At 68.9% G+C, this 26,111-nt stretch carries 24 protein-coding genes and 1 pseudogene; 10 read left to right on the plus strand and 15 right to left on the minus strand.

Translation table 11 applies throughout. The features are described 5' to 3' along the window. Positions 1–155 (minus strand): GntR family transcriptional regulator (locus tag WT97_RS33855; RefSeq protein ID WP_124469915.1); only part of this gene is annotated, 155 nt, incomplete at its 3' end. A 557-nt stretch (positions 156–712) separates the two neighbouring features. Between WT97_RS33855 and WT97_RS31145 the strand changes: the two genes are divergently transcribed. Beyond that, the gene (locus tag WT97_RS31145; RefSeq protein ID WP_060355057.1) at positions 713–2,890 is read left to right on the plus strand and encodes a DUF4132 domain-containing protein; all 2,178 of its coding nucleotides are present in this window, start codon (positions 713–715) and stop codon (positions 2,888–2,890) included. 14 nt (positions 2,891–2,904) lie between these two features. Here WT97_RS31145 and WT97_RS31150 read toward each other — a convergent pair whose 3' ends face one another. The 6 genes and pseudogenes from WT97_RS31150 to WT97_RS31170 all read right to left on the minus strand — a co-directional run bounded on the left by WT97_RS31150 (position 2,905) and on the right by WT97_RS31170 (position 7,178). After that, positions 2,905–3,825: a hypothetical protein gene (locus tag WT97_RS31150; RefSeq protein WP_060355079.1), complete on the minus strand. Its 921-nt coding sequence runs from the start codon at positions 3,823–3,825 to the stop codon at positions 2,905–2,907. An 86-nt stretch (positions 3,826–3,911) separates the two neighbouring features. Then, positions 3,912–4,235, minus strand: a complete 324-nt coding sequence (locus WT97_RS31155; RefSeq protein WP_060355058.1) for a TfoX/Sxy family protein — start codon at positions 4,233–4,235, stop codon at positions 3,912–3,914. A gap of 164 nt (positions 4,236–4,399) precedes the next feature. Then, entirely contained in the window at positions 4,400–6,136 is a 1,737-nt protein-coding gene (locus WT97_RS31160) for a site-specific integrase (RefSeq protein WP_060355059.1), read from the minus strand. 150 nt (positions 6,137–6,286) lie between these two features. Then, positions 6,287–6,409, minus strand: a pseudogene (locus tag WT97_RS34425) (MFS transporter); the annotation flags it as partial. Between the two features lie 84 nt (positions 6,410–6,493). Further along, complete coding sequence (locus WT97_RS31165; protein WP_059503043.1) at positions 6,494–6,685, minus strand: DUF2964 family protein; 192 nt, start codon at positions 6,683–6,685, stop codon at positions 6,494–6,496. A 13-nt stretch (positions 6,686–6,698) separates the two neighbouring features. After that, entirely contained in the window at positions 6,699–7,178 is a 480-nt protein-coding gene (locus tag WT97_RS31170; RefSeq protein WP_060355060.1) for a universal stress protein, read from the minus strand. A gap of 296 nt (positions 7,179–7,474) precedes the next feature. Between WT97_RS31170 and WT97_RS31175 the strand changes: the two genes are divergently transcribed. The 4 genes from WT97_RS31175 to WT97_RS31190 all read left to right on the plus strand — a co-directional run bounded on the left by WT97_RS31175 (position 7,475) and on the right by WT97_RS31190 (position 12,738). Then, positions 7,475–8,236, plus strand: a complete 762-nt coding sequence (locus WT97_RS31175) for a 2-keto-4-pentenoate hydratase (RefSeq protein ID WP_060355061.1) — start codon at positions 7,475–7,477, stop codon at positions 8,234–8,236. Between the two features lie 31 nt (positions 8,237–8,267). After that, positions 8,268–9,680 carry a hypothetical protein gene (locus WT97_RS31180; protein WP_060355062.1) on the plus strand — a complete coding sequence of 471 codons (1,413 nt, stop codon included), beginning with the start codon at positions 8,268–8,270 and terminating at the stop codon, positions 9,678–9,680. Positions 9,681–9,854: 174 nt separating this feature from the next. Further along, on the plus strand, positions 9,855–12,023 hold the full coding sequence (locus WT97_RS31185) for a hypothetical protein (RefSeq protein ID WP_060355063.1): 2,169 nt from the start codon (positions 9,855–9,857) through the stop codon (positions 12,021–12,023). A 7-nt stretch (positions 12,024–12,030) separates the two neighbouring features. After that, on the plus strand, positions 12,031–12,738 hold the full coding sequence (locus tag WT97_RS31190; RefSeq protein ID WP_060355064.1) for a DUF3142 domain-containing protein: 708 nt from the start codon (positions 12,031–12,033) through the stop codon (positions 12,736–12,738). Between the two features lie 227 nt (positions 12,739–12,965). On the opposite strand, the gene WT97_RS31195 is transcribed toward WT97_RS31190, so the two are convergent. Both WT97_RS31195 and WT97_RS31200 read right to left on the minus strand, forming a co-directional pair. Then, complete coding sequence (locus tag WT97_RS31195) at positions 12,966–13,802, minus strand: alpha/beta fold hydrolase (RefSeq protein WP_060355065.1); 837 nt, start codon at positions 13,800–13,802, stop codon at positions 12,966–12,968. 137 nt (positions 13,803–13,939) lie between these two features. Beyond that, the gene (locus WT97_RS31200; protein ID WP_059793063.1) at positions 13,940–14,773 is read right to left on the minus strand and encodes an oxidoreductase; all 834 of its coding nucleotides are present in this window, start codon (positions 14,771–14,773) and stop codon (positions 13,940–13,942) included. Between the two features lie 94 nt (positions 14,774–14,867). Between WT97_RS31200 and WT97_RS31205 the strand changes: the two genes are divergently transcribed. After that, on the plus strand, positions 14,868–15,839 hold the full coding sequence (locus WT97_RS31205) for an AraC family transcriptional regulator (protein WP_060355066.1): 972 nt from the start codon (positions 14,868–14,870) through the stop codon (positions 15,837–15,839). Positions 15,840–15,869: 30 nt separating this feature from the next. Here WT97_RS31205 and WT97_RS31210 read toward each other — a convergent pair whose 3' ends face one another. Then, entirely contained in the window at positions 15,870–17,033 is a 1,164-nt protein-coding gene (locus WT97_RS31210) for an aldose epimerase family protein (protein ID WP_060355080.1), read from the minus strand. 106 nt (positions 17,034–17,139) lie between these two features. Here WT97_RS31210 and WT97_RS31215 point away from each other — a divergent pair, with 106 nt between their 5' ends. Beyond that, positions 17,140–17,817 (plus strand): hypothetical protein, encoded by a 678-nt coding sequence (locus tag WT97_RS31215; RefSeq protein ID WP_060355067.1) that lies wholly within the window; start codon positions 17,140–17,142, stop codon positions 17,815–17,817. Between the two features lie 91 nt (positions 17,818–17,908). Further along, positions 17,909–18,817: a LysR family transcriptional regulator gene (locus WT97_RS31220; RefSeq protein ID WP_034209340.1), complete on the plus strand. Its 909-nt coding sequence runs from the start codon at positions 17,909–17,911 to the stop codon at positions 18,815–18,817. Positions 18,818–18,873: 56 nt separating this feature from the next. Here the strand turns inward: WT97_RS31220 and WT97_RS31225 are convergent, their stop codons facing one another. The 3 genes from WT97_RS31225 to WT97_RS31235 form a co-directional block, all read right to left on the minus strand. Beyond that, on the minus strand, positions 18,874–20,361 hold the full coding sequence (locus tag WT97_RS31225; RefSeq protein WP_060355068.1) for a mechanosensitive ion channel family protein: 1,488 nt from the start codon (positions 20,359–20,361) through the stop codon (positions 18,874–18,876). Between the two features lie 111 nt (positions 20,362–20,472). Continuing rightward, positions 20,473–20,898, minus strand: a complete 426-nt coding sequence (locus WT97_RS31230) for a DoxX family protein (protein ID WP_060355081.1) — start codon at positions 20,896–20,898, stop codon at positions 20,473–20,475. Positions 20,899–21,128: 230 nt separating this feature from the next. Continuing rightward, positions 21,129–22,922, minus strand: coding sequence for a winged helix-turn-helix domain-containing protein (locus WT97_RS31235; RefSeq protein WP_060355069.1), 1,794 nt, complete (start codon positions 22,920–22,922; stop codon positions 21,129–21,131). Between the two features lie 11 nt (positions 22,923–22,933). Here WT97_RS31235 and WT97_RS34430 point away from each other — a divergent pair, with 11 nt between their 5' ends. Beyond that, the gene (locus WT97_RS34430; protein ID WP_156440345.1) at positions 22,934–23,413 is read left to right on the plus strand and encodes a hypothetical protein; all 480 of its coding nucleotides are present in this window, start codon (positions 22,934–22,936) and stop codon (positions 23,411–23,413) included. Here WT97_RS34430 and WT97_RS31240 read toward each other — a convergent pair. Together WT97_RS31240 and WT97_RS31245 are read right to left on the minus strand one after the other, a co-directional pair. Next, a complete protein-coding gene (locus WT97_RS31240; RefSeq protein WP_060355070.1) occupies positions 23,356–24,177 on the minus strand; it encodes an alpha/beta fold hydrolase in 822 nt (273 codons plus the stop codon). The genes WT97_RS34430 and WT97_RS31240 overlap by 58 nt on opposite strands. Positions 24,178–24,241: 64 nt before the next feature. Further along, complete coding sequence (locus tag WT97_RS31245; RefSeq protein WP_060355071.1) at positions 24,242–24,673, minus strand: DUF3331 domain-containing protein; 432 nt, start codon at positions 24,671–24,673, stop codon at positions 24,242–24,244. A gap of 368 nt (positions 24,674–25,041) precedes the next feature. Here WT97_RS31245 and WT97_RS31250 point away from each other — a divergent pair, with 368 nt between their 5' ends. Beyond that, entirely contained in the window at positions 25,042–26,022 is a 981-nt protein-coding gene (locus WT97_RS31250; RefSeq protein WP_034209344.1) for an alpha/beta fold hydrolase, read from the plus strand. The last annotated feature ends 89 nt before the right edge of the window (positions 26,023–26,111 follow it).

The following is a 26,111-nucleotide window of genomic DNA, read 5'->3' on the forward strand; positions in this document are numbered from 1 at the left end:
CTCTCCAGCAGCAGATACGCATGCAGCACGGTCGTGATGCTGATCCGGTGCTGCTGGCTCGCCTGCCGCACCGACGGAATCCGATCGCCGTGCCGGTACACGCCCTGGCGAATCAGGCGCTCGATGTCGTCCGCGAGTTTTTCATAGAGTTTCATCGTGCGTCTCCCGCGGGCGGGCGCAGCCGCGCCGCCACGCCATGTGCATCCGACACGCACGCGTTTTGCCCGCCGACCGGGCCGTCGTGATTCCTGATCTTTCCCTCCGGTTTTGCCTTTTCCATCGCACTGGCTCTCTCTTGAAGATGCGCCGGCAGGGTTCCGAACCAGCTGGATCCTCGGCACTGTGCACTTGATGATCGAATCTTAAGAGAAGAACAGTTGGCGGCGAGTACACACATCGAACGCGCGGACAAGAGTACAGTTCGGCGCGAGTCGCGTATCGCGGGAAAACTGTACGTCTTATGAAATGGCCGGACGGTCGGTCGGCCGGCTCGGAGCGGCCAAACCGGCTTGGGCGGGCCGGCGCATGGGCCTCCGCGCAATCGGATCAATCAGGGTGCAATACTGTGCGCCCCCAGGGTTTTTCACGGCGAGAGCGAGACCATGCAGTACACGATCGAAACACGTAGCCCGCTTCGGCGGCGCGATACGCGTCGCGCGACCGGTATGGAAGAAATCGTGCCGGAACGCCGCAGCCGGCCGGGAGCGCGTGCATGACTGACCACGCCCTCGTTGCACTGCTGGTCGCGCGCCTGACCGACCCGGCCGCCCCCTCGGGCTCCGTCGACGAGCCGATCGACCTGTCGACGCTCGACGCGCCTGCGCTCGGCGCCGTGTGGCCGGCTTTCCGGCGCGTCGAGCACGAGCTCCTCGTGCGCGACCAAGCGTTCGACGATCCGCGCGCGGTATTCGCGTGCTGGCTGCGCCGGCAGATCGATGCGCTCGGCCTCGTGCCGCTCATCGACGCCGACGCGGCGCTCGAACTGTTCCGCGCCATTCCGGCCGGCGGATGGAAACGCGCGCTGGAGGATCTGCCGAGTCTCGACGCGCTGCCGTCGGCCGCGCTGCAGGCCGAACTCGCGCGGATCGCCGGCGAACCGGAAGAAGGTGGATTGCACGCGGCATCCGCCTATGCCGCGTATGCGCTCGACCGGTTCACCGGCCGCCGCGACTTCTCGGCACGGCACGAAGCCTATGCGCAGGCGCTGGCCGATTCGCCGTTTCGCGTGCGCGAACTCGACGTGTTGCCCGAACTCGGCCCGGCCGCGCTGCTCGCACTGGCTGCGACGAACGACGGCTATTTCGCGCCGAAGCGGCTGTGGCTCGACCTCAGCGATCCGGCCGTGACGCTCGCGGAAGAGGCCGCGTACGTCGCGTTCGCGCGCGACGCGCTGACCGAAGCCGCGCGACAGGTCGCCGCGCTGCATGCCGGCACCGTGCCTTACGAAGCCGATCGCGCGTTCACGACCGAGGACGCGCAAGTTCTGTCACGCGCCGCGCGCGTGGCCGCCTATCGCGACGAAGCATGGCTGCGCCCGCTGATCGGGCCGCTGCTGACGGGCGTATGCGTCGCGCCGACGGCCGCGAAAACCGCGCCGTCGCAATCGCTCGCCATCGCGCTCGGCCATGCGATCGAGACGATCCCGACACCCGAGAGCGTACGCGCGCTGCGCGACGCTCTGGCCGTCGTCCGTCACGCGGGCGTGCAGAAGAAACTCGCGCGCAACCTGAAGCCGGCCGAACGCGCACTCGGCGAGCGGCCGCGCACCGCGCTGCGGATGACGCTCGACGCGAAGCCCGACAAGAAGCAGCTCGCGATGCTCGCCACGTGCATGGAGGCCGGCTTCTGGCAGCCGATGACGCTCGGCCACGCAGAATGGCGCGAGCGGCTCGTCGACGCGCCGGCCGGCGCCGCGTTCTCGGCGCGGATGATCTGGCTGGCACAAAACAACGGCGACGGTTCGACGCAATCGTTCATCCCCGATATCGCCAAAGGCAAGGTCGTGCTGCGCGATGCGGCCGGCCAGGCGTGCGAGATCGCCGACGACTGCGAGATCCGGCTATGGCACCCGTTGCTGGCCGACGCGGACGAGCGACTCGCGTGGCAGCGTACGTTCGTCGGCCGTTCGCTGCGACAACCGGTCAGGCAGGCGTTCCGTGAGTACTACGTGGCGAGCGATGGCGACGCATCGGCCAGCGATTCCGCAATGTTCGAAGGCCACGTGCTGTCGAGCCGGCCGCTGCTCGGCGTCGCGCGCCGCGAAGGCTGGTCGATCCGCGCGTACGACGACGCGCTCGTCCGCGAATTCGGCGACGTGCGCGCGACCTTCGTCGTCGATGCGCGGCTTTATCCCGGCTCGGAAAGCCACGGTACGTCGCGCCGGCTGCACTTCGAACGCCGACACGGCGCACGGTGGCTGCCGGTGCCGATTGGCGAAATCGATCGTGTGGTGTTCTCCGAAGTGGCGCGTGCGGTCGACCTGCTCGTGAGCGTGTCCGCGTTCGCGCTCGACGACGATGCGACGCATGCGGCAGTCGCCGCACGCGCGACGGACCCGGTCCGCCAGCGCGATATCGAGACGGAACGCCGGGACCGCCTGAACCGATTGTCGGATCTACCGCTGGGCGTGATGGCGCGGCATCGCAAGCACGTGCTGTCGCTCGTGTTCGCCGATGCGCTCGCGCAAGGGAGAATGACGATCGACGAACGTCATGTGCGCGTCGGCGCATGGTCGGTGCATTGCGCGACGGGCCGCGTGACGCGCGACGGCGAACCCGTCGATGCGACGACCGCCCCGCCGCCGTCGCCACTGCGCGCGGTGCCTTGGCTGCCTTACGACGAAGCGCTGCTGCAGCGGATCGTCGACGTCGTCGCGGGGTTGCTCGATTGAGCGGCGGGCGGCGCCTACTTCGCCGTCTGCTGCCGCTGCACCTCCTGCGTTTTCATCTGCAGATACGCGCCGCGCTCCACTTCGTGCAGTTGCTGCGGGTACTGCTCGGTCGCGTCGAACCAGCGCGCGAGGCGCGCATCGAGCGGCTTGTCGAGCGTCGCGAGATACGTGTCGATCGCGAGGTAGTAGCGCATCGTGTTGCGCTCCAGCAGCCCGCGCACGCCGCCGACGTACCGCGGCTGCGCGGCCGACGCGGCGCCGACGGTCGTGAACCCGACCTTGTCGCTGCCGACGGTCGCGAGATAGGTCTTCATCGCCATCCGGCCGACCGTGCCGAAGCCATACGAATACGTGAGGTGCAGAAACGTGCGCGACGCGCCGACCGGCACGGCCTCGAGCGCGATCCGGTAATCCTTCGTGCCCATCGGGCCGCTGTCGGCGGTCAGGTCGACCTGGAAATAATCGGGCGTCGCGGCCGCCACGCGGTAGCGGAACTGCACGCGATAGGTGTCCGACAGCTTTTGCTCGATCTTGCGGCCGAGGTTCACGTCGAGCACCGCGCCGTTGGCGCCGCTCGATGCGTGACAGTACTTCGTGTTCAGGTGCAGGATCAGCACCGCGCACCAGTTCGCGGGGCCTCGTGCGGGATCGTTGAGCTGGCCGTTCACCGCCGCGAACGGATAATCGACGACCGCATAGATGTCGCCCTTCAGCGACGACGACGCTTCCGACGATTCGAGCACCAGGGGCCGGTGAAACGCGTTGTCCTGCAGTTGCGGGCCGAGGCTGCGGTAGCGGTCGAGCAGCGCGGCCGCGCCGTTCGCGCCCTCCGCGCCGAACGACAGCGCGCTCCAGCCTACGCACAGGGTCACGACGAGCGCGCGCCAGGCGCGGCGCGCCAGCCGCGTGCCGCGCGACGGTCCGGATGTCTCCATGTTGGTACTCCCTGGCGCACGATGGTCGCGCGCATGTGTCACAGAATACGCCTGCCGGCTGCGCGGCGCGGCATCCGACTCGATCGTCATCGGCCGCGCTTCACCGGCAGCGGCAATTGCGCGGCGGTGATCCGGATCAGCGTCGACAGCCATTCGCGATCGTCCCAGCGATCGCCGGCGATGACGAGATGCGGCTTCGCGGCCGGATACGGCGGGGCTTCGTCGCACGCGCCGAGATACGCGCGGCCTTCGGGCGTCGGCTTGACGAACAGCCGGTCGTCGCAGACGAGCGCGACCATCCTGCCGTCGCAATAGATGCCGTATTCGCCGAACATCTTGCGCGCCGATATCGTACCGGCCGCCGCGATCTGCTCGACGATGAAATCGACCGTGCGCTGGCTCGATACCATCCGCCGCTCCCGATGAAAAAGTTTATGACCGTCGTGCGCGCCGGACCGTTCCGCCTTGTCTGCCGATACGCTGCGGTGCGTCATCCATTCGCGGACGCGAAACGCGCCCAGGCATCGACCGCTGCCGTCGTGTGCGCGGTGCCGGCCGGCAGCTTCCGACTCGCCTACTTGTCCACGCCGAACGCACTCGACATCTGCCGCGCCCGCTTCACGTCGTCGCCATGCAGATAGATCGACGTCGTCGAGATCGACGCATGCCGCAGGTTGTCGCGCACCGTCGTCAGCTCCGCGCCGCGCGCCAGCGCGTGCGTCGCATGCGTATGCCGCATCCAGTGCGGGCTCGCCTGGCGCAGCTTGTGCGCGAGCGCCGGGTGGTCGGCCTCGACGCTATCGGCCGTCTGCACGAAGAAACGCTGCATCACCTTCCACAGCCGCACGCTGGTGATCGCGGCCGCGTCGTCTTCCGCGAGGCTCGGAATCAGCGGCGTATCGGGCCGCCAGCGCGCCGGCGTGACCGGCAACCGGCGCGCGACCAGATAGCGATCGAGCGCCGTGCGCGCCAGCGGCGGCAGCGCGACGCGGGCGGCCTTGCGGCCCTTGCCGATCACCTTCAGCCACGCGTCGCCATGCGCGTCCGTCCCGATGTCGCCGAGCGTCGCGCCGACCAGTTCGCTCGCGCGCAGCCCGGTCGCATAGCCGAAATCGAGAATGAAGCGCAGCCGTTGCGCGGCGGCCGGCGTCCAGCCCGACTGCGGCGCAGCGTCGCCCGTGCGCTTGCGGAATTCGAGCCCGTCGGCGATCGTGCGAACCAGTAGCCACTCGCCTTCGGTAAACGCGTGCGACGTATCGAGGGCGGTCGCGCCGCGCGTGTCGCGCACCTTCACGCCGGCGAACGGATTCGCGAGCAGGTAGCGCTGCTCGATCAGCCAGCGGAACAGCGCGCCGAGCACCGACAGCGTGTACGCCGCGGACCGCGCGGACAACGCGCCCGAAAACGGTCGCCAGTCGGGCGCGCCGCGCGGCCGCACGGGGCCGACCCAGCGTTCGTGAGGCGTCGGCCGCCGGATGAACGCGCGATACGCGAGCGCATCCTCGGTCGTCAGCGACGACAGCGCGCGGCCGCGCTCGACGATCGCCCACAGGATCAGCCGCTCGGCCTCCTTCCGGTATGCACGCCGCGTCGCGGCCGATTCGTGCAGCGACAGCCATGCGTGCACGGCCGCGTAATCGTTGTCCGCATCGAGCGTGCTGGTCGCGCGCGGCGCGCGGAACGTGCCGGCCGAGCCGTCGACTTCGTGCGGCAGCTTCAATTGCTCCCACGGCACGATGCTGCCGCGCGGCGTCGCGGCGATCAGCGCACGCGCGCGTTCGGTCAGCTCCGGATGCGCGGCGAAGAACGCCTCGATGCGCCGCGCGCTGGCCATGCCGAGCCCCGCGATCGCACGCCACCACTGACGCCGGCGCGGAATCCGCACGGTCAGGTCGGCGAGCGTCGCGATCCCGTGCGCACGCAACGCCGCGACCGCGCGCGCCGGCAACCACAGGCCGACGTCGTCGCCGATCTGCGGGACCGGCGCGCGCGCATGACGCAGCAGGCCGATCGCGTCGGTTGCCGCCTTCGCCTCCCGCAAACGCTCACCGTCCGGATGGCCGAGCCGTTCCGCGAGATCGGGGCGGCCAATCTGCCGCGCGACGCGCACGAGGCGCCGGCGAATGGCGCCGATCACGCCGCGCGCCGACCGTCCGTCGCCGAGCCGGTCGGGCAGGTAGCGCTCGACGGCCTGGCGCACGGTCATGCCCGCGTACCACGCGCGCAGTGCGGCCAGTTCGTCGGCGTCGGGAAAACCTGCGGGCGCAGGCGCGGAATCGGGGGAAAGCGGTGAGGCGAGGCGCGGTTTCATGGGCGCCAGTTTGACAGAAGCGCGCGCGGCCGGATACGCCGCCCGCCCCCTCCCGAACGGGAAGATGCGCGTGCGCGGCCGCGAACCCTGCGGGCAGCGCGCCAGCACATCGGAACGGTCGAAAGACGTTCAGCCCGTGACGACGGGTGTGCGCCACACGGAGCCCGGCAGCGAGAGGCCGGTCGCGGACGCGGACGCCATCACAAGCGACATCCCGTATTCGCTCTTCAGGTACTGCGTAATCCACGGCGACAGCGCGGTGAAGCCCTCGAATCGGGCGAACCCGGGGCGGAGCAACGGCTGTCGCCGGTCGTCGCAAAACCGAGGCCGGACGTGCGCCCCCCTCCTCCATGCGGGTCACGCCTCGTCTTTCGGCCCCGGGTTCAGCATCACGACGAAGCCGGCCACGCCGACGATCAACGCAACGGCGCCGCCGCGCAGCGCCGTCGTCGCATCGAACAGCAGGCCCGTCACGACGGCCATCATGCCGGCGAGCGACACGAACACGGCGATCGCCGCGACGACGATCCGGTACTGGCGGCGTATCATCGTGCGCGCCGCGTCATGCCGCGGCCGCGGCGACCGGCTCGTCGGCGTCGTCGCCACGAATCAACAGCACCGGGCACTTCGAGCCGCGCACGAAACGCTCGGCGACGCTGCCGAGCAGCACGCGCCGGATGCCGCGCCGCCCGTGCGTGCCGACCACCGCGAGATCGATCCCGCGCTCCTTCACGTAACGTTGCAGGCGTTCCGCGACGTCCTCGCCGATGCTCTCGGTCTCGACGAGTTCGGCTTCGCCTTTCGCGCCGGCCAGCGCGACGATCCGTTCGGCTTCGCGCAGCACCTTGCGCCCGTCGTCGCGAATTTCCTCGACGAGCGCGTGCGGATCGAGACGGCCGGCATACGTGAACAGCGCCGACTTGTCGACCACGTACACGACGCTGACGTGCGTATCGCCCGCCAGCGCCACCTTCACGGCCTCGGCCAGCGCCCGCTTCGACGAAGCGCTGCCGTCGACGGCCACCATGATCTTCTCGTACATGCGAACCTCGCTGGGGTGAGTTGCCGCGCGCGCCGTCGCGCCCGGCCATGTCTCCATCATCGCCCGACGGCGGGTTCGAATATTGACGGCGATCAAGTCCGGCGGCGACCGCGCATGCGGCGAAACGGCGCGACGGGAAGGGAGTAGCTTGCGTTGCCGGCCAGGCCGCGAACCGGGCCGGCCATGCGTGCGCCGACGCGCTATCGAGCGGCCATCGCGCCGAAGGCGCTATCATCGAATGTGCGACTTTCGTCCGGCCCTTTTTTCCGGCCCCACTTTCGACTCGCTCAACCGACATGACAACGACTACCGAACGCGTGGACGGCGCCGCCCAGCATCTCGTCGCCGCCCGCCATGCCGGCGCGCCCGGCCCGCTGTTGCCCGATGCACTGCGCCCCGACGACATCGACACCGCGCTCGCGATCCAGCAGCGCGTGGCCGTTCTGCTCGGCGAACCCGTCGGCGGATGGAAATGCGCGCCGCCGCCGCCCGATCGCGTGATCCTCGCGCCGATCTTCGCGTCGACGATCCGCGAAGCCGATGCACCGTACCGCGTCGTCGGCGGGCCGATCGTGCGGATCGAACCGGAAATCGCGTTCGTGCTCGACCGCGACCTGCCCGCGCGCGAGCAACCGTACGCCGAAGGCGACGTGCGGGCGGCGATCCGGGAAGTGCGCGTCGTGCTCGAGATACTCGGCTGCCGCTATGCGGAGCCGGCGCGCGCGTCGAAGTTCGAGCTGCTGGCCGACGGGCAATTCAACCAGGGATTGTGCGTCGGCCCGGCCGTGCCCGACGGCTTGAACGCGCCGCTCGCGACGCTGGCGCTGTCGTTCGAAGGCGCGCTGAACCGGACGATCGACGGCCTCCATCCGGACGGCGATCCGCTGAAGCCGCTGGTGTGGCTCGTCAACTTCCTCGCGTCGCGCGGCGATGCGGTGCGCGCCGGCCAGATCGTGACGACCGGCTCGTACGCGGGTGCGATCGAGGTGCCGCTCGGCGATGCGCTGACGGTCCGCTTCGGCGAGCTCGGCAGCCTGTCGGTGACGTTGACCGCGTGACGGGTCACGTCGCTTTCACGCCCGATCCGCCATGTCGCTGACACCGCTGCCCGCCCTGCTCGATGCCACCCTGCGCACCGTCGCGCGCCGTTATCGGCTGCCGCCGCTCGACCGCGCGTCGTCGCTGACCGACGCGACGAACCCGGCCACCGCGCTGGCGGTCGTGATCGAGGAAGCGCGCAGGATGCAGGCGGACGGCCACGCGCCCGGCGCGGACCTGCGGCAGCGCTTCATCGATGCGCTCGCACGGATGATCCGCGATGCGATGGATCCGTCATCCGGCGATCCGTCGTTTCAGGCATCGGTGCTGCGCCACGATGCGCCGAACGTACGCGAATACGCGTCGTTGTCCGCGCACGCCGAGCAGGACCGGCGCGCGCTCCACGCGGCCGTCAATGCGATCGCGCACCCGGCCAAGCTCGAGCGCAGCGCGCAGGCCTGGCAACGCGACGGCCTCGCGCGCCTGCATGCGGCCGCGACCTCGGCGGCGTGGGCCGAGCTGCGTGCCGCACTCGCGCAATTGCTCGCGCTGCCCGAGATGGCGACCGACGCGGCATTCGAGCAGGACATCGTCAAACTCAAGGACAGCCCCGCGCTCGAACGCACGCTGCGACTCGATGCGCTGGCCGCGGACGAAGACGTGCGTCGCTACCGCGCACTGTGGGTCCGTCAAGGCCCGCTCGTCGGCAGCACGGCCGCCGTCGCGCAAGGCGCGGCATCCCAGCAGCGCGGCGCAGCCGTCGAAGCGCTGGCCGCGCAGGCGCTCGACGCGCTGGCGCGCAGGCTCGACGCGGTGGACGAGCAGCGCACCTACCGCGTGGTCACGTCGATGCGCGTGCCGTCGTCGATCCCGGGCCGGCACGACCGCGCGAAAACCGAATGGGACGCGATCCTGCTCGAACGCGCGCGCGGCGGCGACCCGGCGCTCGCGTGGAACGTGCGCTTTCTCGTCGAAGCGAAGGCATCCGCGGATGCCGCGACCACCGACCTGCCGCGGCTGCTGCGCGGCCTGAACCTGCTCGCGCAGGCAGCGCCCGACACGGTCTATGCATTCGAGACGCACCAGGGCACGGTGCGCGTGCATGGCGCATCGCTGCACGCGTTGACGACCGACGAAACGGCGCTGCCACGCGAGGTGCTGTATTGCTGCGACGCGTCCGCGGACGCGACACCGCGCCTGCTGGGCGCCGCGAGCCGAATGCAGTTGCTGTCGGCACAGGCCAGCCTCGAATACGCGAGCGCGCTCGCGCGGCAACCGGATGCCGATCCGGACGGCCTCGGCGTCATCTGGCACGCGCTGCTGACCCTGCCGCAGTGGCAAGCCGTGCTGCATCAATATCCGTCGTTGCGGCAGGTCCGCGAGCTGATGGTGGCCATCGACGACTTGCGGGCCGCGCTCGACGAGATGGACGACGGAGGCATCGCCACCAGCGTGTGCGCGTGATGCGCGAGCGCGGTCGCCGCGGGACGCTCACGCACGCCGGCCCAGTTGGCGAGCACCTCGAACGGCAGCATTCATCGCGTGAGCCATCACGCCTCGTCAGGTACGATACGCGCCGGGGCCGACCGCGCCCCCTGAGAGAACCGGCCGTCGCGGCCCCTACCCGACACAAGAAAAATGCGAAGAAACCCGATGCTGCACCGAAACCTGTTCGCCGCGCTGGCGGCCGGCCTGCTCTGGATGCCGGCCGCCCATGCCAGTGGAGACGATGGCTGCTACGTGCCGAACACGCTCCGGCAAACTTCATACTCATGCGGCAACGTGCCGATGCTGACGCCCGCCAACGACACGCGCATCAACGCGATGCTGATGATGGTCGACAGCGGCAAGGTCGCGCAGGTGTTTCCGGACCCGAAGACCATCCCGGCGAAAGAGCGGGTCGACCGGATCGTCGTGCCGTTCCCGATGGATTTCTCCGGATGGATCTATATCGGCCAGAAGGAGCCCGACCAGACCCGCGGCGCAGCAGATACGGATGCGTCGTCGAACCGGTACGCGGACGGCGAAGGCAGCATCTGCCGCAGCATGAGCGCGGGCGCGGAAGCGTTCAACGACGCACTGGCCGGCGCCGGCGGCCTGCCCGCCGACGAAGCAGCGCGCCTGCGCGCGGCACGCGCCGACATCGCGCAGAAGACCTGTGCCGCGGGCGGCGCGAGCGCCGCGTGGACGAAGCCGCCGGTCAAGTTGCCGCTCGGCCAGCAGTTCGCCGCGTACCTCGACGGCACGAACGCGTTCTACCGCGCCGACTTCCTCACCGCGACCCGCGCCTTCGCGAACGCGTCGCACAGCGCGGACCCGTGGCTGAAGGAAACCGGCCTCTACATGGCCGGGCGCGCGCAGTTAAACGCGGCGCAGGCCAACGTATTCGACAACGACAGCCCGACGCCGACGCGCGCGCGCGTGTCGAAGGTGTCGCTCGACGCGGCGAACACGGTGTTCCGGACCTATCTGAAGGTGTATCCGAAGGGGCGCTACGCGGTGTCCGCGAGCGGGCTGTTGCGGCGTGTCGCGTGGCTCGACGGCAACGTCACGCAGCAGGCCGACCTGTACGGCCGTGCGCTCGCGCGCTGGTCGCCGGCGACGTCGAACGTGCCGCTGATGCAGCTGGCGAACGAATTCGACAGCAAGCTGCTGTTCGGCTCGGCATTCGACGCGAGCCAGATCCAGTCGCCGACCGTGCTCGCCACCGTCGACCTGCTGCGCATGCGTGCGTCGGACAGCAGCGATCCGAGCCGCAAGCCGATGACGCTCGACGAGCTGCAGGCGCAGAAGCCGCGCTTCGCGAACGCACCCGCGCTGTACGACTACCTGCTCGCAACGTGGTACGTGCAGATCGGGCACAAGCCGGATGCCGCCCTCGACCTGCTGCCGCAAACGCCCGCCGCGCCGCTCGACTACTTCGGGCTGAGCCAGCAGGCGCTGCGCGGGTTCGCGCTGGAGGATAGCGGCCAGAACGACAAGGCCCGCCAGTTGTGGCGCGACCTGATCCCGCTCGCGACATTCCGCTTCCAGCGCGAAATGCTGGAACTCGCGCTCGCGATCAACCTGGAGCAGGCCGGGCTCGTCAACGACGCATTCGCCGACGATTCGCCCGTGCAGAACGCCGCGATCCGCGCGGTGCTGCTGCAGCGCGCGGCCAATGCCGACCTGCTGCGCGCGCAGGCGCGGAATCGCGCGACCGGCAGCGCGCTGCGCGACACCGCGCTGTACACGCTGCTGTACAAGGAGCTCACGCGTTCGCACTACGCGGATTTCATCGCCGACACGGCGCTGGTGTCCGGCACGTCCGCCGATCCGTTGAAGCCGTTCGTCGCGGCCGGTGCGAAAAACGCAGACGGCTACACGTGCCCCTCGGCGCGCGACATCGCCGCGACGCTGCAGCAGAATCCCGCCGATCCGAAAGGGCTGAACTGCCTGGCCGATTTCGTGCGGCTTCATCCGCCGGTGCCCGGCCTCGAAATCGATCCGGTGCCGTCGTGGGTCCGCAATGCGTCGAGCACGGCCGCCACGCGCGTGCCGCCGACGCTCGGCGACGCGCCGTCGCAGTTCGCGGGCAAGCCGTACGAGCGGATGTCGAGCTACGTGACGGTGATGGCGGATACGCAGGCGGACCCGAACGACCGCGCGTACGCGTTCTATCGCGCGATCAAGTGCTACGAGCCGAGCGGCTCCAACGAGTGCGGCGGCAAGGAAGTGTCGAAGAGCACGCGCAAGCGCTGGTTCGACACGCTGAAGACCGCCTATGCGGGCAGCCCGTGGGCGCGGAAGCTTCGCTACTACTGGTAAGCGCCGCATGAAACGCATCGCGTGCATCGCGCTGCTGCTGGCCGCGCGCGGTGCGCTGGCCGGCACCGTCGACGCCGCACGGTACGACGCGTTCTGGCTGTGGGCGGGCGTGAAGCCGCAGACGGTCGTGCGCAGCGCGCGCGCCGTCTACGTGCTGCAAGGTCAGATCGAGGCGTCGCCGCGGGACGAGTCGCAGGTGCGCGTGATCGCGCAGGGCGTCGCGCTGCCGCCCGCGCCCGACGCGCACGTGTGGCTCGTCTATCGCGCGCATACGCTGCGCTGGACGCCGCGCGTCACGCAGATCATGCTCGCGCAGCTCGCACGCTGGCGTGCGTCGGGCCGCACGATCGCCGGCATCCAGATCGACTTCGATGCCGGTACGCGCCACCTGCAGGATTACCTCGCGTTCCTGCGCACGCTGCGCGAGACCTTGCCCGCCGATTGCCGGCTGAGCATCACGGGGCTGCTCGACTGGAGCAGCCGCATCGATACCGACCAGGTCAACCGGCTCAAGGGGATCGTCGACGAAGTGGTCGTGCAGACCTACCAGGGCCGCAGCACGATTCCCGACTATGCGGCCTATCTGCCGCGCGTCGCGCGGCTGCAACTGCCGTTTCGCATCGGCGTGATCCAGGGCGGCGAGTGGGACGCGCCGCCGTATCTCGCGTCGAATCCGTGGTTCCGCGGCTACGTCGTGTTCCTGCGCAATGGCTAGCGGGCGCCAGCGCGACGCAAACGAAGCGTCACGCCGATCGACGATGCGCTACGCGGCGCTCGCGATCTTGCTGCCGAGCAGCCGGCTGCCGCGCCTCGCGCATCCGGGCGTGCGCTTCGTCGATTTGGGGTGAAGCACCCGGCGGGCGATCCGCCCTTTCCCACGCGGCCGGATCGCCTCCCTTCGATCGCGGCGCCGCCCGCCGCAGCGGGCTGGCGCCGACACCGTCATGCCCGCACGAACGCGAGCAGGTCGGCGTTGAGCACGTCCGCGTTGACCGTCAGCATCCCGTGCGAATAGCCCGGATAGGTCTTCAGCGTGCCGTTCTTCAGCAGCTTGACCGACTTCAGCGCGGAGTCCGCGATCGGCACGATCTGGTCGTCTTCGCCATGCAGCACGAGCGTCGGGACGGAGATCGACTTCAGGTCGTCGGTCTGGTCCGTTTCCGAAAACGCCTTGATGCCGTCGTAATGCGCCTTCGCGCTGCCTGCCATCCCCTGCCGCCACCAGTTGCGGATCACGCCCTGGTGCACGGTCGCGCCCTCGCGGTTGAACCCGTAGAACGGGCCGCTCGGCACGTCGAGGAAGAACTGCGCGCGATTGTCGGCGAGCGCTTTGCGGAAGCCGTCGAACACCTCGAGCGGCAAGCCCTCGGGGTTGGAGTCGGTCTTGAGCATCAGCGGCGGCACCGCGCTGACCAGCACCGCCTTCGCGACGCGGCCGGCCGGCTCGCCGTGCTTCGCGACGTAGCGCGCCACTTCCCCGCCGCCCGTCGAGTGCCCGATATGCACCGCATTGCGCAGGTCGAGCGCTTCGACCACCGCGAACGCATCCGCCGCGTAATGATCCATGTCGTGACCATCCCAGACCTGCGCCGAGCGGCCATGGCCGCGCCGGTCGTGCGCGATCACGCGATAGCCGTTCTGGACGAAGAACAGCAGCTGCGCATCCCAGTCGTCGCTGGACAGCGGCCAGCCGTGGTGGAACATGACGGGCTGTGCATCTTTCGGACCCCAATCCTTGTAGAAAATATCGACGTTGTCCTTCGTGGTGACGTATGGCATCGCGATGCTCCGGTGAGGTGGATGAACGTGGCGAGCGGGCCGGTTGCCATTATCGGCCATTATTGTGAAACCTCGACGCCATCGCGCGCAGCGACGGCCGATCATCCACCGGCAGGAAATGAACGATGCCGCGCGCGTCAGCCGTCCGTCGACACCGTCACGGCTTCCCACGCGCGGATTTCGTCGTCCAGCGCCGACAGTTTGCTCCGCACGAGCCGCAGCGCATCGCTGCCGAGCAGCAGATGCGCGGGCGGACGGTCCGCCGCGATCACGGCGAGCATCGCCCGCGCGGCCTTCGCGGGGTCGCCCGGCTGCTTGCCGCTTTTCTCCTCGCGCGCGCGGCGGATCGGATCGAACAGCGCATCGTAGTCGGCAATCGAGCGCGGCGTGCGCACCATCGAGCGGCCGGCCCAGTCGGTGCGGAACGAACCCGGCGCCACGGCCGTCACCGCGATGCCGAACGGTTCGAGCTCCTTGCCGAGGGTTTCGGAAATGCCTTCCAGCGCGAACTTGCTGCCGCAGTAGTACGCGATGCCCGGCATCGTGATGTGCCCGCCCATCGACGTGATGTTCAGGATGCGGCCGCGCCGGCGCGCGCGCATGAACGGCACGACGGCCTTCATCATCGCGACCGCGCCGAACACGTTCACGTCGAACTGCCGGCGCATCTCGTCGAGCGGCGCCTCCTCCATGATCCCTTCGTGCCCGTAACCCGCGTTGTTCACCAGCGCGTCGATGGGCCCGACGTTCGCCTCGATGTCCGCGACGACGCCGTCGATGCGGTCGAAGTCGGTCACGTCGAGCACGCGCGCGACGGCCGCCTGCGCGGACAGCGCCTCGAAATCGCGCGCCGCCTGCGCGCTGCGCACCGTACCGACCACCGTGTGGCCGGCGGCCAGCGCCTCCCGGGCGAGCGCGCGACCGAAACCGCTGCTGACGCCGGTAATGAGCATGATGTTGCCGGATGCCATGTGAGCTTCTCCCGAATGTCGATCGAAGCATGCATACTAGTCTGACGCACTGCGCAGAATAAGCCCGATTCCGCTGATTTTCTTGCACAAAACTATGAGCACCTCGCCCATCTCCGCCCGATCTCCGGCGCTGTCCCCGCGCGACCGGAAGCGCCTGGTGACGCTGCTGCGCGCGCTCGCGCCCGACGAAGGCTACAACCTGACGGCGCTGCCGAGCGTGCGCATCCTGCGCTCGAACCGCGCGCTGTCGCGCACGCCGGTGCTGTACGACCCGGGCATCGTGATCGTGTGCCAGGGATCGAAGCGCGGCTACTTCGGCGGCGAGCGCTATCTGTACGACGAGCACCATTACCTGGCCGTCTCCGTACCCGTCCCGTTCAGCATGGAAACCGACGCCACGCCCGAGCGCCCGCTGCTCGCGCTGTACCTGCACCTCGATTTCACGCTGGCCGCCGAACTCGCCGCGCAGATCGATCGCGCCGGCCTCGCACGACCCGTGCAGGCACCGAAGAGTATGATGTCGACGCCGATGGATGAAGCGATGTACGCGTCCGTGCTGCGTTTCGTCGAGGCGATGCAGCGGCCGCTCGACGCCGCGGTGCTCGGCCCGGCGCTGCTTCGCGAGCTGTATTTCCGCGTGCTGACCGGCGCGCAGGGCGATGCGATGCGCAGCGCACTGGCGATGCGCGGGCAGTTCGGCCGGATCGGGCGCGCATTGCGCGTGATCCACACCGACTACGCGCGGCCGCTCGACGTGTCGCAACTGGCCGACGCGGCCGGCATGAGTGTGCCGAGCTTTCACAGCCATTTCAAGGCGATCACGCAGGTGTCGCCGATGCAGTACCTGAAGTCGACGCGCCTGCATCAGGCGCGATTATTGATGGTGCGCCAGGACCTGACGGCGGAGGCGGCCGGCTACGCGGTCGGCTACACGAGCCCGTCGCAGTTCAGCCGCGAATTCAAGCGCCTGTTCGGCTTGACGCCGGCGAAGGAGACGCAGCGCATGCGCGCGAGCTTCGCGATTCCCGAAGCGTTCGACGATGCGGTGTTCGTGTCGTCGCATTGACGCGCCGGAACGCGGCCGCGACCCACACGCTCATCGCGCACCCACCCGCCACACCGTCACTTCGTGCAGCGTCTCGCCCGGCTTGAGCACCGTCGACGGGAAGGCCGGACGATTCGGCGAATCGGGAAAATGCTCGGCTTCCAGCGCGAACGCATCGGTTTGCCGGTAGACCGTTCCGCCCTTGCCCGCGACGCTGCCGCTCAACCCGTTGGCCGTGTAGAACTGCAGCCCCGGCTGCGTCGTGTACAACTCGAGAAAACGCCCCGACGCCGGGTCGTAAGCGCGCGCGGCAAACGCCGGCGCCGACTGGCCACCCTGGTCCAGCACCCAGTTCTGGTCGTAGCCATGCGCGAGCGCGAGCTGCGGATACGCATCGCGCAGATGCGCGCCGATCGGCGTCAACTGGCGCAGATCCATCGGCGTGCCCGCGACGCTCGCCAGTTGCCCGGTCGGAATCGACGTGTCGTCGGTCGGCGTGAAGCGCGATGCGGCGATCTCGATCAATTGCCGCTCGACGCTGCCGCCGGCCTGCCCCGCCAGATTGAAGTAGCTGTGGTTCGTCAGGTTGACGACCGTGTCCCGGTCGGTCGTTGCACGGTAATCGATGCGGACCTGATCGTCGCGGGTCAGCGTGTAGGTCACGTCCGTCGTCAACGTGCCGGGGAAGCCGTTCTCGCCGTCGGGGCTCACGTAGCGCAGCGTGACGCTCGCACCGGTCGCGTCGCTGTGCGTGCCGGCGACCGTCCATACCTTCGCGTCGAAACTGTCGGGGCCGCCGTGCAGCGTGTTCGGCCCGTCGTTGACCGGCAGCTTCCAGGTTTTGCCGTCGAGCGTGAAACGCCCGCCCGCGATGCGATTCGCATACCGGCCGATCAGCGCGCCGAAATGGATGTTGCCGTTGCGCGCTTCGTAATCGTGCAGCGAATCGAAGCCGAGCACGATGTCGGCCACGCGGCCGGTGCGGTCCGGCACCTCGAGTGCGGTCACGATGCCGCCATACGTGATGACTTTCAGCGTCACGCCGTGCCGGTTCGCGAGCGTGTACTGGCTCACCGGCTGCCCGGACGCGGTCGTCCCGTAATTCGCATGGCCGATCGAGACGTCGGGCGCCGCCGATGCGACGGCTGCATGCAGCCCGACTGTTGCGAGCACACCTATCGCGAGCATCGATCGTCGCGGCCAGATTCGTTTCATGGAAGCCTCCGAAGGGGTGCGGTCCGTGCCCGCGCGCAAGTTGCGTGCCTGCACGCCGCCGCGTTTGCTATGCTGCGCGCATCGTCCGCCCGAGCCGAGCGCCGCCATGAATGCCATCGCCCCCGATATCGAGCGCACGCTGCGCGCCGCCTGCGACGCCTGCTTCGGCACTGCGACCGTGTGGCCGCTCGTCGCACGCGCCTATGGCCAGCCGCAGCGCTTCTATCACACGCTCGCGCATCTGGCGGAACTGTTCGCGCACCTCGCGCCGTATCGCGCGCAACCCCTATGGCCGGCCATCGAGCTTGCGGTCTGGGCCCACGATGTCGTCTACGCGACGACGCTGCCAGACTACGCAAGCAACGAAGCGCGCAGCGCGCAATGGCTCGCGCAGGTCACCAACACGCACTGTACCGCGTCGTGGTTGCATGCGCACGCATCGCACGTGTCCGTTGCATCCGATCTCGTCCTCGCGACGCAGTCGCACCGGCTGCCTGAAACGTTCGCCGCCGATCCGGCATTGCAGCGCGCGGGGCGGATTTTTCTCGACGCCGATCTCGCGATCCTCGCGGCCGCGCCCGAGCGGCTTCGCGAGTACGACCGCGCGATTGCACGCGAGTGGGCGCAGGATCCCGATGCGCCGTCGGCAAGCTTCCGAGCCGGTCGCAGGCAGGCGCTCGAACATCTGCGCGGGCAGGCCCCGCTGTTTCGATCGGCGGAATTCGCGCCGCTCGAGCAGCGCGCGCAACGCAATCTCGACACGCTGATCGACTTCTACGCTTGAACGCCGTACACATCGCGACGGACTTGCACGCTGGAGCCCGCGCCGTACCGGCACTGGTATGATGCGCCAGCCACCTCTACCGGAATTCGCGATGAAGCTGTCATTCGAAGCGCTCGAAGCCCTGGACGCGATCGACCGCACCGGAACCTTTGCCGAAGCAGCGGAACTGCTGCATCGCGTCCCCTCGGCGCTGACCTACCTGGTGCAGAAACTCGAAAGCGATCTCGGCGTGGCGCTGTTCGACCGCAGCGGACGGCGCGCGAAGCTCACGCATGCAGGGCGCATCGTCGTCGAGGAAGGCCGGCGCCTGTTGCGCGCGGCCGAGCAACTCGAAATGAAGGCGCTGCGGGCACAACAGGGCTGGGAAACGGAAGTCCGCGTCTGCATCGACGAAATCCTGCCGTTCGACGCGCTTTGGCCGTACGTGCACCGGTTCTACGCGCTCGGGATGGATACGCGGCTGCGGCTGTCCACCGAAGTGCTCGGCGGCGCGTGGGATGCGCTGATTTCGCGTCGGGCGGATCTCGTCGTCGGCGCGGCGGGCGAACCGCCGGAATTGCCGGGCATCGTCGCGCGGCCGATCGGTTCGCTCAAACACGTGTTCGCGGTCGCGCCGTCCCATCCGCTCGCGTCGCTGCCCGAACCGCTGGCGATGACGTCGGTCGTCCAGTATCGCGGCGCGGTGATCAGCGATACGTCGCGCGAATTGCAGCCGCAGTCGGTCGCGATCGATGCGGGCCAGCCGACCCTCGCGGTCCCGACGCTGGCCGCGAAACTGGAAGCGCAATGCGAAGGGCTCGCGGTCGGCACGCTGCCGGAATGCATCGCGGCGCGCGCGATCGCCGACGGCAAGCTCGTCGCGCGCCAGGTGACGGGCATGCGCGACACCACGCACTGCTATCTCGCGTGGCGCGGCGACGAAGCGGGCCGCGCGCTGCACTGGTGGGTCGAGCAGCTCGACCAGCCCGATCTCGTCGAGCGCTTCACGACGCCGGACTGACGCGCCCGTTCACGGGTCGCCGGGCCGCCGGCGGCCGCTCGCGATCCGGCCCGGCGTCAGCCGAGCGAATCGTGCAGCCGCTTCATTTCCTTCTCGAGCCAGCCGATCAGGCTGAACCCCGCGTGCGCCTTCTCGACCGGCGGAATCATCATCCGTTCCTCGGTCGCGATATGGTCGGTGAGCGACTCGCACATCAGCCTGCCGAGCGCCGGCTTCCTGCCGATCAGCGCCGACAGATCCTCGCTGCGAAGCTGATGCACGGTCATGGCCGTCATCGCGCGGACGGTCGCGTGAAGCCGCGTGCCGGCGAGCACGACCGACTGCCCGATCGCATCGCCCGGCGCCATCCGCCGGACTTCGACGTCGCCCGACGCGCCCGGCACGAACACCGCCGCGACGCCCGATTCGACGATCGTCAGCACGCGTGACTCCGAATCCGACGCATAGATCACGTCGCCCTTGCCGAACGAACGCGCGACAAGCGCATCGGCCAGCACGGCCAGATCGTCGTCGTCGACGCACGCAAACAATTCGACCGCACGCAACAGCAACAGCCGACGCGATACCGGATGCCCTGGCGATGTCGATGACGATGCCGACGCCGACGCAGCGCCCGCGAGCGGCCGCCACGCGACGCCTGCCGCGGCCAGATGCCGATGCGCGAGATCGTAGAGCGCATTGCGCACGGTCGTCTTCTTCTGCAGCGCGTCGACGTAACAGACGAGTTCGTACTGGATCGCGTTCGCGCGGAAAGCCTTCACGACGGCGATCGGCGCAGGGCGTGCGAGCACGTCGAGCGAACTCGCCGCGGCCCGCTCCAGCGCGCCGACGGCGACGGCCGGCCGCACCGCAGGATCGAGGTCGAGCGCGAGCGTGACGCCGTGCAGGCCGGCCGGCTCGCTGAGGTTCACGATGGTGGCGCGCGCCGCGGTGCTGTTCGGCACGACGACCAGATTGCCGAGACTGTCGATCAGCTTCGTCGCGCGCCAGTTGCTCTCGACGATCCGCCCTTCGAGCTCGCCGATCGAGACCGTATCGTCGAGCCGGAACGGTTGCGTGGTATTCAGCACGAGCCCGGAGAACACGTCGTTCAGCGTGTTCTGGAGCGCAAGCCCGAGGATCACCGCGACGGCGCCGGACGTCGCGACGAGGCCGCTCAACGGCAGGCCGAGCACGTAGCCCAGCGCGGCCACCGCGGCCGCGCCGAATACGATGCCTTCCGCGATGTCGTGAAAGAGCCGCTGGCTGCGCCACGCACGCGGCAGCAGCAGATGATTGATCAGCAGGCTGAACACGATCGCGCACTGGAGCCACCATGCGATGCAGATGGCCTGCACCACGATCCGATCGAGCCCGCCAAGCGACGCGGGAACGACGAGCGGGCTGACGCCGGTCGCGAACAGCACGGCGCTCAGCGCGGCGAACGCCGCACAGCGACGGATGGCGCGAGCCACGGGGCGATCGTGCCCGAGCAGCCGCCACGCGGCGAGGTCGGCCAGCACGATCGGCGCGCCGTAGAGCGCCGTATCGGAGAAATTCAACATAGCGGAACGCAAGCGCGGCGCGCGAAAGAGTGGTGGCGGCGGCACGCAGGCCGCCGCGCGGACGGCATCGTCGGGCACATCGCGTGCGGGCCGCCGATGCGCCGGCCGCGATCAGCCGCGCCGCTGCACGACGCCTGGCAGCGGCAGCCGCAACACATAGCGGCCGGCGCCCGCGATCGCGATCGTGCCGAACAGGATCAGCAGCATCCACGCGAATTGCGCATCGCGCAGCGGCCAGTCCGGGTGGACGAACACCAGCGCGACGAGCGTGACGATCATCACCGGCAGCGCCGCCAGCCTCGCGTACAGACCGACGATCATGAAGATCGGGCACACGACCTCCGCGAAGATCGCGAACAGGATCGACAGCGTGCGGCCAAGATGGAACGGGTCTTCGATCGCCGCGGCTTCGGCCGTGTAGTGGACGACCTTCGGCAAGCCGTGCACCACGAGCAGCAGCACGCTGGCGGCGACCCGCAGGAACAGCAGGCCGAGGTCGGTCGCGTGACGGGAAAGGTCGGATTGGTCAGGTTTCATGCGGCGGTTCGTCGGTTGAGCGGGAGGCGCGGCGACGCGCACGCCGGGCATTGCGCCGCGCCGGCGTTCAGTGGGGTCGCGCGAGGTCGACGGGCGCTCGGCGCCGGCGCGCACGCGTGCCGACGAGGTGCCGGCGCCCTCCGTTCAGGCAATCTACGCGTGCCGCCTGCCGCTGTCCTGTAACCGGGCTGAATCGTTCTGAAACGTGACCGACGCGCACGAACCCGGCGTCACGACTCGCGCGACGGCAGCTCGGACTCGGCCGCGTCGAGTCCGAGTGCGTGCACTTCCGACCACGCATCGTGCGCGACCTCGGTCGACCCTGCCGTATGCGCGAGCGCAGCCGCATACGCGGCCAGCAATCGCACGCGCGCATCGCCGGACATCGCGTTCGCGTCCGCGTCGCGCATCGCATCGAGCGCGACGCGCGCCCGTTCGCGACATTCGTCGACGAGCGACAGATCGAACAGGCAAGGTACCGCGACGGCCGCGAGCGCGATGCCGAGCGCTGCGTCGCCCTGCGCCGAAAACGCCCAGTCGAGCGCGGCGCGCAGATTGCCGAGCTCGCGCCGGACCACATCGAGCCGGGCCGTGCCGCCCGGCTCGTCGCCGCCGTGGGTCGCACGCCGGAACAACGCGAGGAAGTAGGTCGCATGCGCGCGCGCGGCAGCCGGCCCCTCGCCGTGACTGTCGAGCTGCTGTTGCGCGTAGGCTCGCGTGGTCGTCAACAGCCGGTAGCGCGGCGCGCCGTGCGCGGTCTCGAGGATCAGCAGCGACTTCGACACGAGGCCGGCGATCGTATCGAGCAGGTCGGCGCCGGCCGGCCCGTTGGCGCCGACGACCTCGCGCACGGCCTCGATCGAGAAGCCGTCGCGAAACACGCCGAGCCATCGCAGTAGCAGGCGCTCGGCATCGCCGAGCAACCGATAGCTCCAGTCGTACATCGCCTGCAGCGTCTGATGGCGCGGCAACGCCGTGCGAAAACCGCCGGTCAGCAACTGAAAATGATCGTCGAGATGGGCGGCCAGCACGTCGATGCCGAGCACGGCGGCACGGGCCGCGGCCAGCTCGATCGCGAGCGGCAGGCCGTCAAGTCGACGGCAGACCGATGCCATCAACGACAGGCTGCGCGCATCGAGCGGAAACCGCGGATCGGCCGCCCGTGCACGCGCTGCGAACAATTGCACCGCGCTCGCGCGCATCGCCTCGCGATCGTCGGCGCCTTCGTCGAGTACGTCGAGCGGTGGCACCGGGCACACGCGCTCGCCGTGGATGCGCAGCGATTCCCGGCTCGTCGCGAGCACGCACAGCCCGTCGTCCGCGTCGGTGAGCGCGCTCGCGATCTGCGCGGCGGCGTCGAGCAGGTGCTCGCAATTGTCGAGCACGAGCAGCATCCGGCGACGCGCGACGCTGGCGAGCACTGCCTCGAGCGTCAGCGACCCGGTCGGCTGCGTGATGCCGAACGCGCCGGCGAGCGCGTCCGGCACGAAGCGCGGACACGCGACGGTGGCGAGCGAAACGAATACGGTGCCTTCCGGAAAGTGCTCGGCGGCGCGCGCCGCCGCTTCGATCGCGACCCGTGTCTTGCCGATGCCGCCCGCGCCGACCAGCGTCACGACGCGCGCGCCCTGCAGGGCGGCCAGCACGTCGGCGACCGTCTGTTCGCGGCCGAACAACGCGCTCGGCGCCGCGGACGGCCGCCACGTCGAGGCCCGCACGGGCGCGTCGCCGTCGTCCTGCCCGACGACCAGCCGATAGCCGCGGCCGGGCACCGTCACGATCAGGTTCCGGTCGCCGGCCAGCGCCTTGCGCAGCGAAGCGATGTGCACTTGCAGGTTGTTTTCCTCCACCACGGTGTGCGGCCATACGCGCTGCATGATGTCGTCTTTCGATACCAGCGCACCGTTCGCCCGAATCAACAGCTCGAGAATTTCGAATGCGCGGCTGCCGATGCGCAGCAGCTTGCCGTTCGAACGAATTTCACGTCTGTCGAGAAAAACGTGAAGTGTTCCAATCCGGATCATGGGAATTTCTTGTGAGTGACATTCAACGACGCTCGACCGAAATCGCGCGCCGGTTCGGCATCAATGCTACGGTATTTGCATGGTCGAATGATTCAAATTATCAGAATGAACGACTCGAATTTTTTGAAATGACGAAAAACCCCGCCGCGAGGCGCGGCGCAGCCTTTCGCATGCACCGAAATACGGCGGGGCCGCGCACGTTTCATGTGCAAATCGTGCATGCGTCCATGAATACGATTCCGATATATCAGGCGAATCGTTTTTCGGTCGGAGCAATACGGCGCATTTTCGTTTTGATTCGACCGGCCGGTTTATTTTCGGCCCCGCTATTGCGGCGGCCGAATATCCGTCGGCTTATTTGCCTGCCTTTGCGGCGCGATTCGACGCGCGGAGCGGGCGCACGCCCATTCCGCCGCCGGCATGCATCGCGCGATCAGGCCTGCGCGAACGCCAGCAGCTCGTCGTTCAGCCTGGCCGCGTGCGTCAGGTAGAGCGCGTGCGGGCCGCCTTCGTAGACGCTCAGCGTCGCATGCGGGACGCGTTTCGCCGTGGCGGCGCCCGTCAGCGCGAGCGGCGCCGTCTGGTCGTCGTCGCCGTGAATCACGAGCGTCGGCACGTCGAACCGTTGCAGGTCGGCACGGAAATCGGTCTCGGAAAACGCGCGGACGCAATCGAGCGTGCCCTTCATCCCGCCCTGCAGCGCCATGAACGACGTCCAGTCGAGCGCCGCGCGCGAAACCGTCGAGCCGTCGCGGTTCGATCCGGTAAACAGCGGCCAGAAGGCGTCGAAAAACGCCGCGCGATCGGCCACGATGCCGGCGCGAATACCGTCGAATACCGCGACGTCCACGCCGTCGGGATGATCGTCGCGCCGCACCACGAGCGGCGTCACCGAGCCGATCAGCACCGCCTTCGCGATGCGGCGCGTACCGTGCCGGCCGATGTAGCGCGCCACCTCGCCGCCGCCCATCGAAAAGCCGACGAGCGTCACGTCGTGCAGGTCGAGCGTCTCGAGCAGCGTCGCGAGATCGTCGGCCAGCGTGTCGTAGTCGTATCCGCTCCAGGGTTGACCGGATCTCCCGAAGCCACGCCGGTCGTACGCGATGCAGCGCAGGCCGTGCGACGCGAGATGATGCATCTGCACGTCCCACATGTCGGCATTCAGCGGCCAGCCGTGAATGAACACCACCGGGCGGCCGCTGCCCCAGTCCTTGTAGTGAATCGATACGCCGTCGCGGGTGGTGAACGTGCTCATGAGGGTTCCTTTCGAGTAGGGAAGCCGCGTACACGGACGCGGCCGAAGCGTGCGGCGCCGCACGTCATGCGCGGGACTGCCGGGCGACGAATTGCTCGAGCGCCGCCGCGAGAATCATTTCGCGGCAGTTCGCGGGGCGTTTCTCGCCGCGCCACTGCGGTTTGTAGATCGCGTCGCCGGCCCGGATCGGCTGCCCGGTGAGCGCGCAACGGCCGAGCCCGCGGCCGCGCGCCTTCGCGCTGATCCAGCGTTGTTCGTCGTAGCGGCAGCGCGTCGGGTCGCTCCACGACACCAGCATCGACGAATCGGTCTGCCGCTCGACCGCGACGATCGCGCAGCGGCGACGCACGTCGCCGCTCGAGGGCGTCGGCACGTCGTCCCGATGCGGGCGACGCGAGCCGTCGGCCCCCCGCTCGAGCGGCATCATCCGGAGGCTCGCGGCGGGCGACGGCCTGAGCGACGTGATCATGTGCTCCCAACGATTGAAGGCGTCCATGGCGGCATATCCAGGCAAGTGACGGGCGGCGCGGGCCGGCCGGCGCCGTTCGCATGGTGCGCAACGTGTGCCGATGACCCGATGCTGACGATAGTCGCCGTTCGCTGAAGAGTCCCGGTCGCGCGCTTAATTTTTCTGCAGCGCGACAAAATCCGCTCGCGGCGCCGCGGCGTTCAAGAAAATTCAGCCGAATTTCAGTACGGCGCGCCCCGCGCCGCGATACGCTCCCGACGGCATTCGTTCGTCCGCGCGCGCCCCTCGCCGCGCGGCGTCGCATGCCGAACGGCTGCCGGGCGGGATGGCCGCGGCCGGCCGCCACCGATCCACCATCCCGTGCGGCATCGCCGCCGCATACCTCAGGAGTCCAGATGCATTCCGAACAGACCGATGCCGTCGCGTCGGCCCGCCGCCGCGACATGCTGCTCGCCGGCGCGACGGCCGTCGCCGCAGCCGCGCTGCCCGCGATGGCGGCCGCGGCCGGCACGCCTTCCCGCAGCACCTCTTCAGCCCACCCAGGAGCGCACACGATGAACACGATCACCACCAAGGACGGCACGCAGATCTACTTCAAGGACTGGGGCAGCGGCCGGCCGGTCGTGTTCTCGCACGGCTGGCCGCTGTGCGCGGACGCCTGGGATGCGCAGATGCTGTTCCTCGTGCAGCACGGCTATCGCGTGATCGCGCACGACCGCCGCGGCCACGGCCGTTCGAGCCAGCCGTCGCACGGCAACGACATGAACACGTACGCGGACGATCTCGCCGCGCTGCTCGACGCGCTCGACGTGCGCGACGCCACCCTCGTCGGCCACTCCACCGGCGGCGGCGAAGTCGCGCGCTACATCGGCCGCCATGGCACGAAGCGCGTGTCGAAGGCGGTGCTGATCGGCGCGGTGCCGCCGCAGATGGTGAAGTCGCCGACCAATCCGGGCGGCTTGCCGATGGACGTATTCGACGGCATCCGCAAGAACGTCGCGGAGAACCGTTCGCAGTTCTACAAGGATCTCGCCGTGCCGTTCTTCGGCTTCAATCGCCCGAACGCGAAGCCGTCGCAGGGCACGATCGACGCCTTCTGGTCGCAGGGGATGATGGGCGGCATTCACGGTCAATACCTGTGCGTGAAGGAATTTTCCGAAGTCGACTACACCGACGACCTGAAGAAAATCGACGTGCCGACGCTCGTGCTGCACGGCGACGACGACCAGATCGTGCCGATTGACGATTCGGCCCGGCTGTCGTCGAAGATCGTGAAGCACGCGGTGCTGAAGGTGATCGAGGGTGGCTCGCACGGAATGTGCGTCGTGAACGCCGATCGCATCAACGCCGAACTGCTCGCGTTCCTGCAGGCGTAAGCGTGCCGTCTGCCGCGGCGGCGCACATGTCGTCGCGGCAGATGCGTCGTTCAGGACTTTTCAGATTATTTCAGCCGCGCGATACGGCG

This window comes from Burkholderia sp. MSMB1459WGS (assembly GCF_001534535.1).
Classification (GTDB): domain Bacteria; phylum Pseudomonadota; class Gammaproteobacteria; order Burkholderiales; family Burkholderiaceae; genus Burkholderia.

What these genes read in the sequence shown, in the direction of transcription:
- WT97_RS31145 (WP_060355057.1), top strand. Translation starts at nt 713, where the DNA reads ATGACTGACCACGCCCTCGTTGCACTGCTGGTCGCGCGCCTGACCGAC.
- WT97_RS31150 (WP_060355079.1), bottom strand. Translation starts at nt 3,825, where the DNA reads ATGGAGACATCCGGACCGTCGCGCGGCACGCGGCTGGCGCGCCGCGCC.
- WT97_RS31155 (WP_060355058.1), bottom strand. Translation starts at nt 4,235, where the DNA reads ATGGTATCGAGCCAGCGCACGGTCGATTTCATCGTCGAGCAGATCGCG.
- WT97_RS31160 (WP_060355059.1), bottom strand. Translation starts at nt 6,136, where the DNA reads ATGAAACCGCGCCTCGCCTCACCGCTTTCCCCCGATTCCGCGCCTGCG.
- WT97_RS31165 (WP_059503043.1), bottom strand. Translation starts at nt 6,685, where the DNA reads ATGATACGCCGCCAGTACCGGATCGTCGTCGCGGCGATCGCCGTGTTC.
- WT97_RS31170 (WP_060355060.1), bottom strand. Translation starts at nt 7,178, where the DNA reads ATGTACGAGAAGATCATGGTGGCCGTCGACGGCAGCGCTTCGTCGAAG.
- WT97_RS31175 (WP_060355061.1), top strand. Translation starts at nt 7,475, where the DNA reads ATGACAACGACTACCGAACGCGTGGACGGCGCCGCCCAGCATCTCGTC.
- WT97_RS31180 (WP_060355062.1), top strand. Translation starts at nt 8,268, where the DNA reads ATGTCGCTGACACCGCTGCCCGCCCTGCTCGATGCCACCCTGCGCACC.
- WT97_RS31185 (WP_060355063.1), top strand. Translation starts at nt 9,855, where the DNA reads ATGCGAAGAAACCCGATGCTGCACCGAAACCTGTTCGCCGCGCTGGCG.
- WT97_RS31190 (WP_060355064.1), top strand. Translation starts at nt 12,031, where the DNA reads ATGAAACGCATCGCGTGCATCGCGCTGCTGCTGGCCGCGCGCGGTGCG.
- WT97_RS31195 (WP_060355065.1), bottom strand. Translation starts at nt 13,802, where the DNA reads ATGCCATACGTCACCACGAAGGACAACGTCGATATTTTCTACAAGGAT.
- WT97_RS31200 (WP_059793063.1), bottom strand. Translation starts at nt 14,773, where the DNA reads ATGGCATCCGGCAACATCATGCTCATTACCGGCGTCAGCAGCGGTTTC.
- WT97_RS31205 (WP_060355066.1), top strand. Translation starts at nt 14,868, where the DNA reads ATGAGCACCTCGCCCATCTCCGCCCGATCTCCGGCGCTGTCCCCGCGC.
- WT97_RS31210 (WP_060355080.1), bottom strand. Translation starts at nt 17,033, where the DNA reads ATGAAACGAATCTGGCCGCGACGATCGATGCTCGCGATAGGTGTGCTC.
- WT97_RS31215 (WP_060355067.1), top strand. Translation starts at nt 17,140, where the DNA reads ATGAATGCCATCGCCCCCGATATCGAGCGCACGCTGCGCGCCGCCTGC.
- WT97_RS31220 (WP_034209340.1), top strand. Translation starts at nt 17,909, where the DNA reads ATGAAGCTGTCATTCGAAGCGCTCGAAGCCCTGGACGCGATCGACCGC.
- WT97_RS31225 (WP_060355068.1), bottom strand. Translation starts at nt 20,361, where the DNA reads ATGTTGAATTTCTCCGATACGGCGCTCTACGGCGCGCCGATCGTGCTG.
- WT97_RS31230 (WP_060355081.1), bottom strand. Translation starts at nt 20,898, where the DNA reads ATGAAACCTGACCAATCCGACCTTTCCCGTCACGCGACCGACCTCGGC.
- WT97_RS31235 (WP_060355069.1), bottom strand. Translation starts at nt 22,922, where the DNA reads ATGATCCGGATTGGAACACTTCACGTTTTTCTCGACAGACGTGAAATT.
- WT97_RS31240 (WP_060355070.1), bottom strand. Translation starts at nt 24,177, where the DNA reads ATGAGCACGTTCACCACCCGCGACGGCGTATCGATTCACTACAAGGAC.
- WT97_RS31245 (WP_060355071.1), bottom strand. Translation starts at nt 24,673, where the DNA reads ATGGACGCCTTCAATCGTTGGGAGCACATGATCACGTCGCTCAGGCCG.
- WT97_RS31250 (WP_034209344.1), top strand. Translation starts at nt 25,042, where the DNA reads ATGCATTCCGAACAGACCGATGCCGTCGCGTCGGCCCGCCGCCGCGAC.